The organism is Methanothermobacter sp. THM-1 (assembly GCF_009914355.1).
GTDB lineage: Archaea > Methanobacteriota > Methanobacteria > Methanobacteriales > Methanothermobacteraceae > Methanothermobacter > Methanothermobacter wolfei.
Genome location: NZ_CP044013.1, coordinates 1,567,176 through 1,581,253 on the forward strand (window position 1 = coordinate 1,567,176; position 14,078 = coordinate 1,581,253).

At 48.1% G+C, this 14,078-nt stretch carries 14 protein-coding genes, 1 tRNA gene and 1 other RNA gene; 7 read left to right on the plus strand and 9 right to left on the minus strand.

What is annotated here, in order from left to right:
* Positions 1-26 precede the first annotated feature (26 nt).
* Positions 27-2,327 (plus strand): carbamoyltransferase HypF, encoded by a 2,301-nt coding sequence (gene hypF, locus FZP57_RS08280; protein WP_191216230.1) that lies wholly within the window; start codon positions 27-29, stop codon positions 2,325-2,327.
* Between the two features lie 110 nt (positions 2,328-2,437).
* On the opposite strand, the gene FZP57_RS08285 is transcribed toward hypF, so the two are convergent.
* Positions 2,438-2,938 carry an ArsR family transcriptional regulator gene (locus tag FZP57_RS08285; RefSeq protein WP_191216231.1) on the minus strand — a complete coding sequence of 167 codons (501 nt, stop codon included), beginning with the start codon at positions 2,936-2,938 and terminating at the stop codon, positions 2,438-2,440.
* Positions 2,939-3,051: 113 nt separating this feature from the next.
* Between FZP57_RS08285 and grpE the strand changes: the two genes are divergently transcribed.
* The 3 genes from grpE to dnaJ all read left to right on the plus strand — a co-directional run bounded on the left by grpE (position 3,052) and on the right by dnaJ (position 6,646).
* Positions 3,052-3,570 (plus strand): nucleotide exchange factor GrpE, encoded by a 519-nt coding sequence (gene grpE, locus FZP57_RS08290; protein ID WP_074359532.1) that lies wholly within the window; start codon positions 3,052-3,054, stop codon positions 3,568-3,570.
* Between the two features lie 13 nt (positions 3,571-3,583).
* A complete protein-coding gene (gene dnaK / locus FZP57_RS08295; RefSeq protein ID WP_191216232.1) occupies positions 3,584-5,437 on the plus strand; it encodes a molecular chaperone DnaK in 1,854 nt (617 codons plus the stop codon).
* Between the two features lie 78 nt (positions 5,438-5,515).
* Entirely contained in the window at positions 5,516-6,646 is a 1,131-nt protein-coding gene (dnaJ, locus tag FZP57_RS08300) for a molecular chaperone DnaJ (RefSeq protein WP_074359534.1), read from the plus strand.
* A gap of 144 nt (positions 6,647-6,790) precedes the next feature.
* On the opposite strand, the gene rnpB is transcribed toward dnaJ, so the two are convergent.
* The 4 genes from rnpB to FZP57_RS08320 form a co-directional block, all read right to left on the minus strand.
* Positions 6,791-7,087, minus strand: an RNA gene (rnpB, locus tag FZP57_RS08305) — RNase P RNA component.
* 32 nt (positions 7,088-7,119) lie between these two features.
* Positions 7,120-7,194 (minus strand) — tRNA-Met (locus FZP57_RS08310).
* Between the two features lie 42 nt (positions 7,195-7,236).
* Positions 7,237-7,704 (minus strand): hypothetical protein, encoded by a 468-nt coding sequence (locus tag FZP57_RS08315; protein WP_074359535.1) that lies wholly within the window; start codon positions 7,702-7,704, stop codon positions 7,237-7,239.
* Between the two features lie 13 nt (positions 7,705-7,717).
* Positions 7,718-8,116 (minus strand): hypothetical protein, encoded by a 399-nt coding sequence (locus tag FZP57_RS08320; protein WP_238337901.1) that lies wholly within the window; start codon positions 8,114-8,116, stop codon positions 7,718-7,720.
* 101 nt (positions 8,117-8,217) lie between these two features.
* Between FZP57_RS08320 and map the strand changes: the two genes are divergently transcribed.
* Entirely contained in the window at positions 8,218-9,108 is an 891-nt protein-coding gene (map, locus tag FZP57_RS08325; protein ID WP_191216234.1) for a type II methionyl aminopeptidase, read from the plus strand.
* A 154-nt stretch (positions 9,109-9,262) separates the two neighbouring features.
* Here the strand turns inward: map and frhB are convergent, their stop codons facing one another.
* Genes frhB through frhA form a run of 4 tightly spaced genes read right to left on the minus strand, consistent with a single transcriptional unit; the run spans position 9,263 to position 12,648 of the window.
* Positions 9,263-10,108 (minus strand): coenzyme F420 hydrogenase subunit beta, encoded by an 846-nt coding sequence (frhB, locus tag FZP57_RS08330; protein ID WP_191216235.1) that lies wholly within the window; start codon positions 10,106-10,108, stop codon positions 9,263-9,265.
* 12 nt (positions 10,109-10,120) lie between these two features.
* A complete protein-coding gene (gene frhG / locus FZP57_RS08335; protein WP_074359539.1) occupies positions 10,121-10,948 on the minus strand; it encodes a coenzyme F420 hydrogenase subunit gamma in 828 nt (275 codons plus the stop codon).
* Positions 10,945-11,421 carry a coenzyme F420-reducing hydrogenase, FrhD protein gene (gene frhD / locus FZP57_RS08340; protein ID WP_074359540.1) on the minus strand — a complete coding sequence of 159 codons (477 nt, stop codon included), beginning with the start codon at positions 11,419-11,421 and terminating at the stop codon, positions 10,945-10,947. The genes frhG and frhD overlap by 4 nt, the downstream gene beginning before the upstream one ends.
* Positions 11,422-11,430: 9 nt before the next feature.
* Positions 11,431-12,648: a coenzyme F420 hydrogenase subunit alpha gene (gene frhA / locus FZP57_RS08345; RefSeq protein WP_074359541.1), complete on the minus strand. Its 1,218-nt coding sequence runs from the start codon at positions 12,646-12,648 to the stop codon at positions 11,431-11,433.
* A gap of 249 nt (positions 12,649-12,897) precedes the next feature.
* Here frhA and FZP57_RS08350 point away from each other — a divergent pair, with 249 nt between their 5' ends.
* Complete coding sequence (locus FZP57_RS08350; protein ID WP_074359542.1) at positions 12,898-13,338, plus strand: PepSY domain-containing protein; 441 nt, start codon at positions 12,898-12,900, stop codon at positions 13,336-13,338.
* A complete protein-coding gene (locus FZP57_RS08355) occupies positions 13,335-14,048 on the plus strand; it encodes a proteasome assembly chaperone family protein (protein WP_191216236.1) in 714 nt (237 codons plus the stop codon). Before FZP57_RS08350 ends, FZP57_RS08355 begins: the two co-directional genes overlap by 4 nt.
* Positions 14,049-14,078: the final 30 nt, after the last annotated feature.

Sequence of the window (14,078 nt, forward strand, 5' to 3'; positions counted from 1 at the left end):
GCATAAAAACCCTTAAGGAGCATAAAATGTACCGGGCCCATATCATAGTTGAGGGAATAGTGCAAGGTGTTGGTTTCAGACCCTCCGTTTACAGACTTGCAGATGAAACCGGACTTACAGGATACGTTAGAAACATTGGAAACGCCGTTGAAATAGTCGTTGAAGGTGAACGTTCCCGGCTGGATGAATTCATAGCTCGGTTAAAAACCGAAAAACCCCCAATATCAAGAATCAGCAATGTTAACGTTGATTTTGAAAGGATTGGGAAGCTGAGCTTCCATGATTTCAGTATAAAGGAGAGTTCATCTGAATTTTCAGGCACATCCGTCATACCCGCAGATGTTGCAACCTGTGACCTCTGCCTTGGGGAGATAATGGATGAAGATAACAGGCGCCACCTCTACCCCTTCACGGCCTGTACAGACTGCGGTCCCAGATTCACCGTCATTGAATCTGTGCCCTATGACCGTGAAAGGACGAGTATGCGTGAATTCCCCCTCTGCGAATCCTGCATGGAGGAATACCTCAACCCCCTGGACAGGAGGTACCATGCAGAGGCAACATGCTGCCCTGAATGCGGACCGGAGCTCTTCCTCTACAGGAAAAAGGTTATGGAAACTGATGACCACATCATGAGGGCTGCTGAACTTCTTGATATGGGTAAAATAATTGCATTCAAGGGTATAGGGGGGACTCACCTTGTATGCAGGGCCGATGATGATGATGCTGTCATGGAGCTTCGATCAAGACTTGGAAGACCCGGCCAGCCCTTTGCCTGCATGTCCCCGGACCTTGAATCCATACGCAGATACGCTGTGGTATCAGAAAGGGAGGAGAAGGTCCTTAAATCAAGGAGAAGGCCCATCGTTGTCCTCAATAAAAGCAGGGACTACTGCCTCGCCCCCTCTGTTGCACCGGGACTCCACAACATAGGGGTCATGCTGCCCTACTCCGGCCTCCACCACGTCCTCTTCAGGTACACTGATGCACCTGCATATGTCATGACATCAGCAAACAGGCCAGGGGATCCCATGCTCGTAAGGAACAGGGACATAATTGAAGGCCTGGATGGTATTGCAGACTACTTCCTCCTCCACAACAGGAGGATAGTGAACCGCTGCGATGACTCTGTTGTCCGTTTCAGGGGTGGTGAGATGGCGTTCATAAGGAGGTCCAGGGGTTACGCGCCTGAACCCTATGACCTTACAGGTATATCAGGGGACGTATCTGCACTCTGCCTTGGACCCGAACTTGATGTTACCTTCTCGGTGCTGAGGAAGGGGCAGTGCTATGTGTCCCAGCACATAGGGAACACGTCCAGATACGACACCTTTCTGTTCCTGAAGGAAGCCGTGGAGCACCTCATGAACATAACAGGGACAGATGAACTGGACGTTGTGGCATGCGACCTCCACCCCCGCTTCCTTACCACAGGGTACGCCGAGGAGGTGGCTGAGGAATTATCTGCAGAAATCCTCAGGGTCCAGCACCACCACGCCCACTCCCTTGCCCTCATGTTCGACAACATGGTGGACGAGTGCATATGTATAGCTGCAGATGGTGTTGGGTACGGGGATGACGGGACCTCATGGGGTGGTGAAATCCTCCACTGCACTGGCCCCGAGTACAGGAGACTTGGAAGCCTCATGCCCCAGAAGATGCCTGGCGGAGACCTTGCAACAAGGTATCCTGCAAGGATGCTCCTTTCAATACTTGGAGAGTACCATGACGCTGAAGAACTGAGGGAAATCTTCACCAGGCGTTACATCCACTACTTCCCCCACGGTGAAAGGGAAATCGATACAGTGATAAAGCAGCTTGAATCAGGTCTTAATGTGAGTTTAAGCACCAGTACGGGTCGTGTGCTTGATGCAATATCTGCCGCACTTAACATCTGCGGAAGGAGGACCTATGAGGGGGAATGCACAATGAAACTTGAATCAGCAGCATTCGCTGCCAGGGGACACCTCAAAATCCCCTTTGAGGTTAAAAGGAGTAAGGGCAGGTACATCCTCAATACGTCAGGGATACTCCTCCAGGTGATGGACCTCCTGGAGAGGGGTGAAGATGTGAATGAAATAGCATATGCAGGCCAGAGGGCTGTTGCAGAGGGTCTTGCAGAGATGGCTGTCCTTGCAGCAGTAGATACGGGTGTTGAGTGTATAGGTGGAACAGGTGGGGTGTTCTATAATGAAGCCATAAGCCTTGCCGTGAGGGACTACATAAACAGGGAGGGCTACGGTTTCATCCAGCACAGGAACTCATGTGCCGGGGACGGTTCCGTGTCCCTTGGCCAGGCGGTGCTTGCATCCCTCAAATACGGTTGAGTTCACCCTTCAGTGCTTCCAGACATGCCGAGGGTATGCAGAATACTCAACATAAGTCCACTATTTAGTCCTTCTAAAGATGGTGATCCTGAACCCTCAGAAGATGCCGCCTACTCGGTCCTTCTGAGGCCCTCTGCCTCTGATAAAATGTCCTCGGCCTTTCTTTTAAGGTGGTCGTAGAGTCTTATGAGGTTCTTAAGCTCCTCAAGGGCTTCCCATTCACCCTTCTTTATTCTTCTCTCAATATTGATGAGCCTGGCCCAGTCGTCACCGGGGGGTAACTGTTTCCTCCTGAAGACCTCGTCGGCAACATCGACCCTGAATGTGTTCCTGTTTATTGTTATGCTGACATGTATGTCCCTTGAGATGTCATAGTATTTCCTTGGCCTTCCCCTCTCTATCTTCCTGAAGAATGAACTTAAAATCCCTGCCTCCTCCATGGCCCTGAGGTGTTCTATTATGGCCTTCTGTCCGATATCTAGTTCCCTTGATATCTGACTGACAAACCTGGGCTCCTCACGGAGGAGGTTTATTATTTCCCTCCTTGTTTTACATCCCATAACATCAAGGATTGCTTCCATGTTTCCGTCGTCAGTAGAATTTCCGGTCATCGGATAATGTTATGTCGAAAGGTTTATATAACGTTTTGTTAGTATAATAGCTATAGACTATATGTAACCTACGGTAACTTTAATTATTTTTAAAAGAAGAAAAAGGTGAAGTGATGTGCAAGGAAAAAACTGATTCTAAACCAGACAGTGACTGTGAAGAAAAATTAAACGAACTTAAAAGACGCTTAAGTGAACTTGAAGATGAAGTGAGTGAAAAGGATGAGAAAATAGAGGAGTACACCTCACACCTCCAGAGACTCCAGGCAGACTTTGAGAACTACAAGAAACAGGTGCAGAAACAGGAAAGAGAACTCATAAAAAACGCAAATGAAAGGCTGATACTTAAACTCCTTGATGTGTACGAGGACCTTGAAAGGGCCCTTGAAAACCGGGCCGAGGATGACGGCCTTGAGATGATCTATAAAAAGTTCAGGGACACCCTCAGAAAGGAGGGCCTCAGTGAAATCCCTGCAGAGGGTGAGAAATTCGATCCATTCCAGCATGAAGCCGTTATGGTTGAAAACCATGATGAATACGAGGATGGTATGATCATAGAGGAGTTATCAAAGGGTTACAGGCTCAATGATCGAATAATAAAGCATTCAATTGTTAAGGTATGTAAGAAAAGCTGATTGAGGTGATCATATGGCGAAGAAAGAAAAAATCATCGGTATTGACCTTGGAACAAGTAACTCTGCAGCCGCAGTCCTTATAGGTGGTAAGCCAACCATCATACCCAGTGCAGAGGGTGCCTCCCAGTATGGTAAGTCATTCCCTAGCTGCGTGGCATTTACAGAGGACGGCCAGATGCTGGTGGGTGAACCGGCAAGAAGACAGGCGGTCACCAATCCTGAAAACACCATCACGGCCATAAAGAGGAGTATGGGTACCGATCGCAAGGTCAAGGTCCAGGGGAAGGAGTACACACCACAGGAGATCTCTGCATTCATACTCCAGAAGATTAAAAAGGACGCCGAAGCCTTCCTTGGCGAGGAGATAAAGAAGGCAGTTATAACGGTACCCGCATACTTTGACGACAACCAGAGGACAGCAACAAAGGATGCCGGTACCATCGCAGGACTGGAAGTTGTCAGACTGGTCAACGAGCCAACAGCAGCAAGCCTCGCCTACGGCCTTGACAAGGAAGACGAGGACCTTGTCATAATGGTCTTTGACCTTGGTGGTGGAACACTGGACGTTACAATAATGGAATTCGGTGGAGGAGTCTTTGAGGTAAGATCCACAAGCGGTGACACCCAGCTCGGCGGTACAGACATGGACAACGCCATAATGAATTATCTTGCCGAGGAATTCAGGAAAGAGACAGGAATAGACCTCATGGAGGATGACCAGGCGGTTCAGAGGCTGAGGGAAGCTGCCGAAAAGGCAAAGATAGAGCTCTCAACAACCCTCACAACCGAGGTAAACCTCCCATACATAACCGTTGCACAGGACGGTCCAAAACACCTCATAAAGACCATCACAAGGGCCAAACTGGAAGAACTTGTTGACCCCATCGTCCAGAGATGTGCAGGTCCAATGGAACAGGCCCTCAAGGATGCCAGCATGAGCAGGGAGGACGTTGATAAGATAATCCTTGTGGGTGGACCTACAAGGATGCCCATAGTCCAGAAATTCGTTGAGGACTTCATAGGAAAACCCGTTGAAAGGGGAATAGACCCCATGGAATGTGTTGCGATGGGTGCGGCCATACAGGGAGGGGTCCTTGCAGGTGAAATAAAGGACCTTGTGCTCCTTGATGTAACCCCATTATCCCTGGGTATAGAGACCCTTGGAGGGGTCTTCACCAAACTGATCGAGAGGAACACAACGATCCCCACAAAGAAGAGTCAGATATTCTCAACCGCGGCAGACAACCAGACATCCGTTGACATACATGTGCTTCAGGGCGAAAGGCCCATGGCAGCGGACAACACAAGCCTTGGAAGGTTCCAGCTTGTCGGGATACCCCCCGCACCCCGTGGAGTGCCCCAGATAGAGGTCACCTTTGACATTGACGCCAACGGTATACTGAACGTCTCAGCAAAGGACCTTGGAACCGGAAAGGAGCAAGCTATAACCATAACAGCACCAAACAAGTTATCAGAGGAAGAAATAAAACAGAAGATCGAGGAGGCCAAGAAACACGCCGAAGAAGACAAGCGGAAGCAGGAGGAAATCGAAATAAGGAACAACGCTGACTCAATGATCTACACGGCTGAAAAGACCCTCCAGGAACTCGGTGATAAGGTGCCATCAGACAGGAAGGAGGCGGTTGAAAAACAGGTCAGCGAACTCCGTGAACTCATCGCCGGTGATGACATCCAGGCCATAAAGGCAAAGACAGAGGAGCTCACAAAGACCGTTCAGGAAATAGGTGCGGTCATATACCAGCAGGCAGCCCAGCAGCAGGCAGCTAACACCTCCGAAGACCAGGCATCCCGGGGCCAGGCCGGGGGTGATGACACAATAGACGCCGACTTTGAGGTTAAAAATTAACCTTCCATCCCAAACTTTTTTTATACCATGAACTCATACTGATTTTCAGGACTACTTTTAGAGTACAGGTGAAATTCGATGGCGAAGCGTGACTACTATGAGGTCCTCGGTGTTGATCGGGGTGCTGATAAGAAGGAAATAAAAAGGGCCTACCGTAGGCTTGCAAAAAAGTACCACCCTGATGTCAGTGATGACCCCGCTGCAGCTGAAAAGTTCAAGGAGATAAGTGAAGCCTACGCAGTGTTATCCGATGATGAGAAAAGAAGAAGATATGACCAGTTCGGCCATGCCGGTATGGATGGCTTCAGCCAGGAGGATATATTCAGCAACATCAACTTTGAGGACATATTCAGCGGCCTTGGATTTGACGTGGGTAACATCTTCGATATGTTCGGATTTGGACGGGGAAGAAGACGTGGACCCCAGAGAGGCGCTGATCTGGAGTACACCCTTGAAATAAGCCTTGAAGACGCATACAGGGGACTTGAAACAGACATAAGGGTGCCCCATACAAAGAAGTGCCCTGTCTGTAAAGGTACACGTGCAGAACCGGGTACAGGTACAAGGACCTGCTCAACATGTGGCGGTAGCGGGCAGGTAAGGCAGGTAAGGAACACAATACTGGGTCAGATGATGAACATAAGCACCTGCCCGGACTGTCAGGGTGAGGGAACAGTCGTTGAAAAACCCTGCAGTAACTGCAACGGCAGGGGGATCGTGAAGAAGACCAGTACGATACACGTGAAGATCCCCCCTGGTGTTGAAACAGGTTCAAGGCTCAGGATACCCTGTGAGGGTGAGATGGGTCTTCGCGGAGGCCAGCCAGGAGACCTGTACGTTGTGATAAAGGTCAAACCCCACAGGATATTTGAAAGGGATGGTGCGAACCTCTACACTGAAAAGCCTATAAGCTTCGTGCAGGCGGCCCTCGGGGACACCGTTAAGGTTCCGACCCTTGACAGGCCCGTGAAGCTCAGGATACCTGCAGGCACCCAGAGCGGCACAACCTTCCGTGTTAAGGGGCACGGGATGCCACACCTTAAATGGAACGGCTACGGCAACCTGTATGTGAAGGTGAAGGTTGTGACCCCAAGAAAACTAAGCTCCAGACAGAAGGAGCTGCTGAAGGAATTTGCAAGTATAAGCGGTGATGAGATCCATGACGATAAGGGCTTCTTTGATAAGGTGAAGGACGCCATAATCCACTAACATTGCACCACAGCGGACAGCCACCGGAATGAAGGATGATACCATCAAAATCAATTTTTTAACTGAATCTGAATCCATTGAAGCCACTTATTTTTTACTTAAAATTGAGAAACGCTCCTTCTCTGAAGTTTATAATTGAGTGGGGCATGCCGGGAGTAACCCACCTTCTGTTTTGGCAGCATTCATCTTGGCGGACTACCTCTGCCTCCTACAGTAGTCACAGGCAGTATTTGTCCTTGCATCCCGTGGAATGGCCGTTTCACCGATCCTCCTGATGTCAGTCTGCTTCTTCAGCTGAAGCATCATTATCATCCACCAGGAGACGTGTCGTTTCTGTTCCAGGGTCCAGCCTCTCAGCTGATGCCTCACAGCACCACGGTTCTGTATGATGGGTGGAGTTTCCTCAGCCCTTTAAGGACCGTCAGCTGCCCTCCGGCTTGCCCCGGTAAGTAAACATGAGAAATAAGAACTGATAGCGGGGCCTAGATTTGAACTAGGGATCTCGGGGTTATGAGCCCCGCGGGATCACCAGACTACCCCACCCCGCTAAACATTAGATTTGTTATTTCAGTATATAAAGGTTGCGGTGTTTATTCCCTCTCCTCTTCCAGCCTCTTCAGGCGTTCATCCAGGGATTCAAGTTTCTTATTGGTGTAGCCCCTGTACTCATTGAACCTCCGCTCAAGCTCATCGATGTTCCTTGATATGAGGTTCAGCCTCTTCTGAAGGTCATTGATATCATTCTTTGTTGCGAGTTCCCAGTCCTCAATTAGCTCATCACTCTTTTCGTTGAGGAATGCATCAATCTTGTTTGAAATCACATCGGTACTTATGGGAACATCCCTGACCTTTCCCATAATCCTGTCACCCATTCCAGAGACCTTCTCTCCAACACCACTCATGTAGCCTTCTCCCTCCTCAGCACCTATCCTTTCACCTATACCATATATCTGTGTCCTGACGCCTCTACCGTTACCTGACTCCATCAGATAATAGTATATCAGGACAATAACCGCACCTGCAAGTATCAGGATTGCAAGTAGCTCCACAGGACCCATAGGATCACCCCTATCATTTCAGTTTAATGCCCAGTTCCGCTTCCTTCTTCTCAATATCCCTGAGCATTTTCTTGAGTTTTTTGAATTCTGTCTGGGCTTCAAGGAGTGCCAGGCGCTCACTTATCTCACTCTGGAGGTATCCCAGCTCATGCATGAGACTCATTGTATCCTTCCTTATTGCAGAAAGCCTTTCCTGTTTTTCCTTGGGAAGCGGTATCGTTGTCTCCATTAAACGTTTGGCCTTAAGGTCGTTCTCCACCAGTGATATCTTTTTAAGTTCAATCTGCTTCTCAAGAATGACTATATCATTCTGGGATTCCCTGACCCTCCTCCACTGTATAGAGACTATTATAACCGTTATAAAACCCAGGATGGCTATTATAAGCCATATAATATTCTGCTGTGAAATCACCGTGCCCGACACCATATACCTCACCATAATATATTATTTAATGGTAAGAATATATACTTCCACCCTTAAGTAATTTTAATCAGTGAATTTTAGTGATGAATATGATCAGTTCATATCTGAAGGCAGGTAAAATAGTTTCAAAGGTCCGTGACGATGCCTCAAAGCTCATAAAGGATGGTATGCCGGTACTGGAGCTGGTGAACCATGTTGAGGGTTCTATAAGAAGTGAGGGTTCCGAACCGGCATTCCCCTGTAACGTCTCAATTAACGATGTGACCGCCCACTATACATCACCACCGGGAGATAAAACCCTGATAAAGGAAGGTGACCTTGTTAAGCTGGACCTTGGTGCCCATGTTGATGGATTCATAGCCGATACTGCAATCACGGTTGCTGTTGGTGATGCAGATGAAAGGTGCTACGTCATGATGGATGCTGCCAGGGAGGCCCTCGAGGATGCCTTGGCCACTATAAGGGCTGGGGTTGAGGTTGGTGAAATAGGGAGGGTTATTGAGGAGAAAATACACTCCCATGGAATGAAACCCGTTGCAAACCTCACAGGGCACAGCATGGACCGGTGGATACTTCATTCAGGCCTTTCAATTCCGAATATAACGGAAAGAAATCCGCATCTCCTTGAGGAGGGTGATGTCCTTGCAATCGAACCCTTTGCAACGGATGGTGTTGGTCTTGTAACGGACATGCCCGAGACACATATCTTCCGTTTCCTGAGGGACCGTCCGCTGAGGCTTGTCCATGCAAGGAGGGTGCTTGGCAGGATCAAGGAGGAGTATCATGCCCTTCCCTTTGCCCAGAGGTGGCTTGAGGAATACTTTGAACCAAAAAGGCTCAATGCATCCATGAGGATGTTAATTCAGTCAAGGGCAATCTACCCCTACCATGTCCTGAGGGAGAAAAGCGGTGCCCTGGTCGCCCAGTGGGAGCACACCGTTATCGTTGAAAAGGATGGCTGTACCGTGATCACAGAATAAACCATCAAAAGATGTGCATACATCAATTACCAATCAAGATAAGCATAAACTAAATCCAGGGATGCTCATCAATTACCAATAAGCAACCTTAACTAAAAATCCCGAAGATCAGAAGTTCTGAAGAATCTTTAAAAATAAAAAGTAATTGATGGGATCAGAAGGGTGTTGGTAATCCCATCTCCTTTCTTGCGGCGATGTTCTTTTCTGCTTTCTCCTTCTTCTGGGCAGCGAGTTTCTCAAGAAGTCCAAGCCCTGGTTTAACTTCCTCTATTGGTTTTGTTTCAAAGAGTCCTGCCTCAACTGCCTGTTTGAATATTGAATCCCCTGCATCGGTCCTTGTTATCACTGTGGACCATCCATCCGGTGATCCAACGGAACCTGTTGATACATCTGCCAGTTCAGCGACGTAGTCCTTACAGATCTTACACCCGGCCTGTTCGTATCCATGGGTCTCCTTGAGAGGGAGGGTCAGGACATCATCCTGGGTGTAGACCCAGAACTTTCCTTTACCTATGTCCATCTTCTCAACCAGTTCCATGCTGATTCCAAGTTTTTCACAGATAAAGGTCTGGAGTGATGTGTAGGGGAAGTTCTCCATACAGTAGATACCAACCAGGAGTTTTATCTTATCTGCAAGGAACCTTACACCGAATGGGTAGGTCTGGGTTTTCCTTATACCCATTGTCTGGCATGGTATGGCTACTGTACCAAGCTTCTCTATACCGTACTGTCTCACGGCCTTCTTGAGCATCATCACGTTTGGTGAGAATGTGTACTTGGTGCCTGCAGCGGCCTTGAGTTCATCTGATGTCATTGCAACCATTGGCTGTGGTTTCCAGAACTCTTCACCTGGCCCTGCAACGACTGCTCCTTCAATTATCCTTTCATCCAGAGCGTATGCAAGAAGACCTGTAACTATCCCTCCGTCCTGGGCAAGTTTCTGAATCTCCCTATCTGTTGACCTGGCGGAAACTATCTCCTTGTAAGTACCTAAAACCATCTTCACAGCCTCCTATAGCCCTAACTCCTTTTTAATCTGTTCTTCAGGCCACCAGCTCCTTGGGCACTGCACATAGCAGATTCCACATTTTATGCAGCGGTCACTGTTAAGTTCCGGCCTTCCGTTGGTCATGTCAAGGGCCCTTGTCTGGCAGGCCATTGCACATGTTCCACACCCGATACAGAGGCCCTGGTTAACAACCTTTGTCTGCAGGTCGCATCCGCATGCCTCTGTGTATCCTGCAAGGTCCAGCATTGGCTGCAGGTAGTCCATATCATTGTTAAGCAGTGCCACAACCGTCTTTGCTATGATCTCAGGTGATGGCGGGCAGCCTGGCAGTGCAAGGTCCACGTCTATGAGATCAGCTATTGGCACAAAGGACTCGTGTGATGGCTGTGCCTGCTGTCCACCCCTTGAGTACCTTGTGAAACAGCCTGTAGCTGCACATGACCCGAAGGCACAGACAAGTTTAGCCTTCTCCCTGAGTTCCTTGAGTTCGTGCAGGCTGTGCTCGTCCTGCAGACAGACAGAACCCTCAACCAGTGCAAGGTCCATCTCTGGCATCTCCCAGAGATCCACGAGGGTCTGTCCATAAACGATATCTACCATATTGGTGAGTAATTCCGCGAGAATGTCGTAGTTTTCAGTTAACGACATAGCATCTCCGGTACATCCGCTCAGGTGGATGTATCCTATTCTTGGTTTTGCATTTTCTTCAGCCACTTTCTCAACCTCCTCTTTTGAAGCTCCAACAGGTTCAGATTCTTCCTTTTCAGGTTTTTCCCCTTTAGCTTCAGCCTCCAATCCTAAAAATCTTTTGATTCGGGCGATTAAACTCATTTAGAAACCCCGATCTCCTTTAAAATCATCTGAATGGCCCTGGGAACAGCCTCTTTAACCGGGGGTGTGAGGCCCATCTCAACATTGGGTGCTGATACTTCCCCTGGTTTACATCCTATTACCACAACATCAATCCTTTCACTGAGTTCATGGAGGGGCTGGCTCACTGGCCATGTATGCATGTTTTCATAGGATCCCTTCGGAATCTCGGTTACATCGAATTTTCTGAGGGTCCCTGGTTCCGCATTGAATTCAACAACATCCACCACTATCATCTTCTTCCACTGCTCATGTGGAAGTGAGAAGACGAAGTGCGGACCGCCAGTCCCAGCATCAATGAACATTACATTATCTGGTTTTTCCCTATCCTTGAAGTATTCTTCAAGGCCTTTGATAACTTCCGGGCCGAATCCATCGTCCTTGAAAAGGATGTTTCCACAGCCCACCACTAGAATCTCAGCGTCGTATGGCATGTTATTCCCTTAGAGTCTGACCATTTCATCCTTGATTACTGATCTGTCCTCATCATCAACAACCATCACGTGGGTGGCGCATGATAGACAGGGGTCGTATGCGCGGATAACGTGTGGTCCATATTCATGGTGGAAGCCCTCTGTTGCTGGTCCCATGGTTGGTATGTTCCAGGTTGTTGGGACAAGTGCACTGTAGAACTGGATCTTACCGTTTTCAACCTTTGCCATGTGGACGTCAAGTCCCCTTGGACCTTCAATTGCACCCACACCAAGTTTTCCTGTTCCCCTCTCATCAAACTCTGCCCTGACCGGGGCTGATGTGTCAAGTTCATCAAGTATCTCGATGGCCCTTGCAAGTGCTGTTTTCATTTCAAGTGCCCTTGCAACGTGCTGTGCAACAACACCTCTTTCCTTGAACCCCTGGAATTCCACCATCCTTGCCCTTGGACCTACCTCAACGTTCCTTCCATCATATAGTGGTATTGTTGAGCATGCCCTTTTGGCTATTTCAGGGTCATCGTACCAGCTTTCAGGCATTACCTCTGTGAATCTGTCCAGGTCGAATTTTGTCCTGTCACCGTATATCTGATGGCTTGCAAGGGTTGGCTGGTTGTGGACTCCAAGACCCTTTGGAAGGCCCTTATCCTCTATGAGTCCTATCATGAGTTCAACGTGCTCGTCAAGTTTTGGTTTGAGCTGCTTGAGCCTTGCGTAGAGTCTTTTCCTTGCAAGTTCGGTTATGTTATCGGCCATTCCCCCTATCCTGACATCAGAGGGGTGTATACCTTCACCTGCAACCATGTCAACTACGTACTGGGCGTTCTTCCTTATTTCTGAAACTGAATTTATTGCATCTGCCATGAGGTTTTCAGGTACGAAGTCTGGTGCTATAAGGAATTGATGTATGGCATGGCTGTTTACATGGTGTGCTGCCAGTGTAAGTTCCCTCAGAAGTCTTCCTGCCTTTGGAACTTCAATGTCAAGGGAGTCGTCGATTGCCTCAACTGAAGCAAGTGTGTGTGGTATCGGGCATACTCCACATATCCTCTGGACAATAACAGGTGCTGTTTCAGGTGCTTTTCCTGTTACTATCTTCTCCAGGCCCCTGACAGGAGTAATACTGAAGTATCGCCCCTTTGTCACTATTCCCTCATCATCGACTTCCATGACAAGTTCTGCATGTCCTTCTTGTCGTGATGTCGGCGATATAACAATCCTTTCGCTCAAATGTATCACCTCTTGTTTTTAAAGTTCGAAAAACCCTCAATATTATAGCTGTTTTTAAATGTTATAAGTTTTTCAATTATGAAAAAGGTGAAAAGTATTTATAGAATGGTGGAGAGTAATTATAATTGGTAGAAACACTAATGTTTAATATGAATTTTTTAGTTTGTAATACTGATGCCGGATATTTATTTATACCTGAAACCACAAACCTCTAGGTTTGTGGAACACATAATCCAAGAAGGTGAGTTGATGATAAACTCAAAAATTCTAGCATCAGTGGCAATAGTCCTGATAATTGGAGCCGTTGCTGCAGGTTATCAGGTGAGTCAGAATTCCGAGTCGCTCTGGAAATTCACGAACCCCCAGGGTAGCTCAAACCCGAACCCATCAGAAGAGTCCAGTGTTCACAGCGAATCACCCTCCACTTCATCAGAGATGACCGGAGAAGGTTCAGGTGATGCAGGTGGTGATTCAGGTATGAATGTGAAGGTGTCCTCCTCTGAAGCAAAGAAAATTGCTCAGAGTTACATCAAACAGGAGGGTGCGGTGGCAGGGGCCCCCAGACTTGTTAAGATGAATGGAAAAACAGTTTATCTTGTCCCCATCGAAATGAATGGTAAAACTGTAGGTGAAATCTACATCGACCCTATAACAGGTAAGAACCTTGGAGGGGCTGGTGGTGCTCCATGATGATTGAAACAAAAACAGAGTGTTGTACAATCTATTCAGAGGATGTGGAGGATGCCGTTGTACTTGAAGGTTCCCCTGGCGTCGGCCTTATAGGCAACATAGTGGGCTGGCTCCTTGTTGAGGATCTTAAAATGAGGGAAATAGGCTACATTGATTCAAAGTACTTCCCGCCGCTGGCCGTTCTCTACAGGGGGGTTGCAATACACCCCTTCAGGATATATGAGGGTGAGGGGATAGTTCTATTCCTTTCAGACTTCATACTCCCCCCTGCAGTGGTCTATGATATGACAAATGCCATCGTGGAGTGGATGGAGAGGAACAGGAGCCACGAACTGATAACATTCAACAGCATGGTTGTCAGGGAAAAGTCCCAGCCTGTTGCAGGTGCAGGTAACAGCCAGGATGTCATTCAGAGGCTCGCTGATCTTGGCATTCCAATAGTGCCCTTCGGCAACCTTAACGGAATCTCAGGCACGCTCCTTACAAGGTGTGCGGTCAGGGATATACATGCATCCTGTCTCTTTGCAGAAATACTCAACCCCTACCCTGATCCAAGGGCAGCTGCAGCTGTTGTTGATGTCCTCAACAGCATGCTCGGTACCAGTATTGACCCTGAACCACTCCTTCAGGAGGCCCAGGCAATAGAATCCAGACTTAAAAAGCTTGCAGAGACCGTCCAGGGAGAGGTGGAAACACCCATATACATGTAAAAGTTTATATATGAAAAAATTCAATATTCT

What these genes read in the sequence shown, in the direction of transcription:
- hypF (WP_191216230.1), top strand. Translation starts at nt 27, where the DNA reads ATGTACCGGGCCCATATCATAGTTGAGGGAATAGTGCAAGGTGTTGGT.
- FZP57_RS08285 (WP_191216231.1), bottom strand. Translation starts at nt 2,938, where the DNA reads ATGACCGGAAATTCTACTGACGACGGAAACATGGAAGCAATCCTTGAT.
- grpE (WP_074359532.1), top strand. Translation starts at nt 3,052, where the DNA reads ATGTGCAAGGAAAAAACTGATTCTAAACCAGACAGTGACTGTGAAGAA.
- dnaK (WP_191216232.1), top strand. Translation starts at nt 3,584, where the DNA reads ATGGCGAAGAAAGAAAAAATCATCGGTATTGACCTTGGAACAAGTAAC.
- dnaJ (WP_074359534.1), top strand. Translation starts at nt 5,516, where the DNA reads ATGGCGAAGCGTGACTACTATGAGGTCCTCGGTGTTGATCGGGGTGCT.
- FZP57_RS08315 (WP_074359535.1), bottom strand. Translation starts at nt 7,704, where the DNA reads ATGGGTCCTGTGGAGCTACTTGCAATCCTGATACTTGCAGGTGCGGTT.
- map (WP_191216234.1), top strand. Translation starts at nt 8,218, where the DNA reads ATGATCAGTTCATATCTGAAGGCAGGTAAAATAGTTTCAAAGGTCCGT.
- frhB (WP_191216235.1), bottom strand. Translation starts at nt 10,108, where the DNA reads ATGGTTTTAGGTACTTACAAGGAGATAGTTTCCGCCAGGTCAACAGAT.
- frhG (WP_074359539.1), bottom strand. Translation starts at nt 10,948, where the DNA reads ATGAGTTTAATCGCCCGAATCAAAAGATTTTTAGGATTGGAGGCTGAA.
- frhD (WP_074359540.1), bottom strand. Translation starts at nt 11,421, where the DNA reads ATGCCATACGACGCTGAGATTCTAGTGGTGGGCTGTGGAAACATCCTT.
- FZP57_RS08350 (WP_074359542.1), top strand. Translation starts at nt 12,898, where the DNA reads ATGATAAACTCAAAAATTCTAGCATCAGTGGCAATAGTCCTGATAATT.
- FZP57_RS08355 (WP_191216236.1), top strand. Translation starts at nt 13,335, where the DNA reads ATGATGATTGAAACAAAAACAGAGTGTTGTACAATCTATTCAGAGGAT.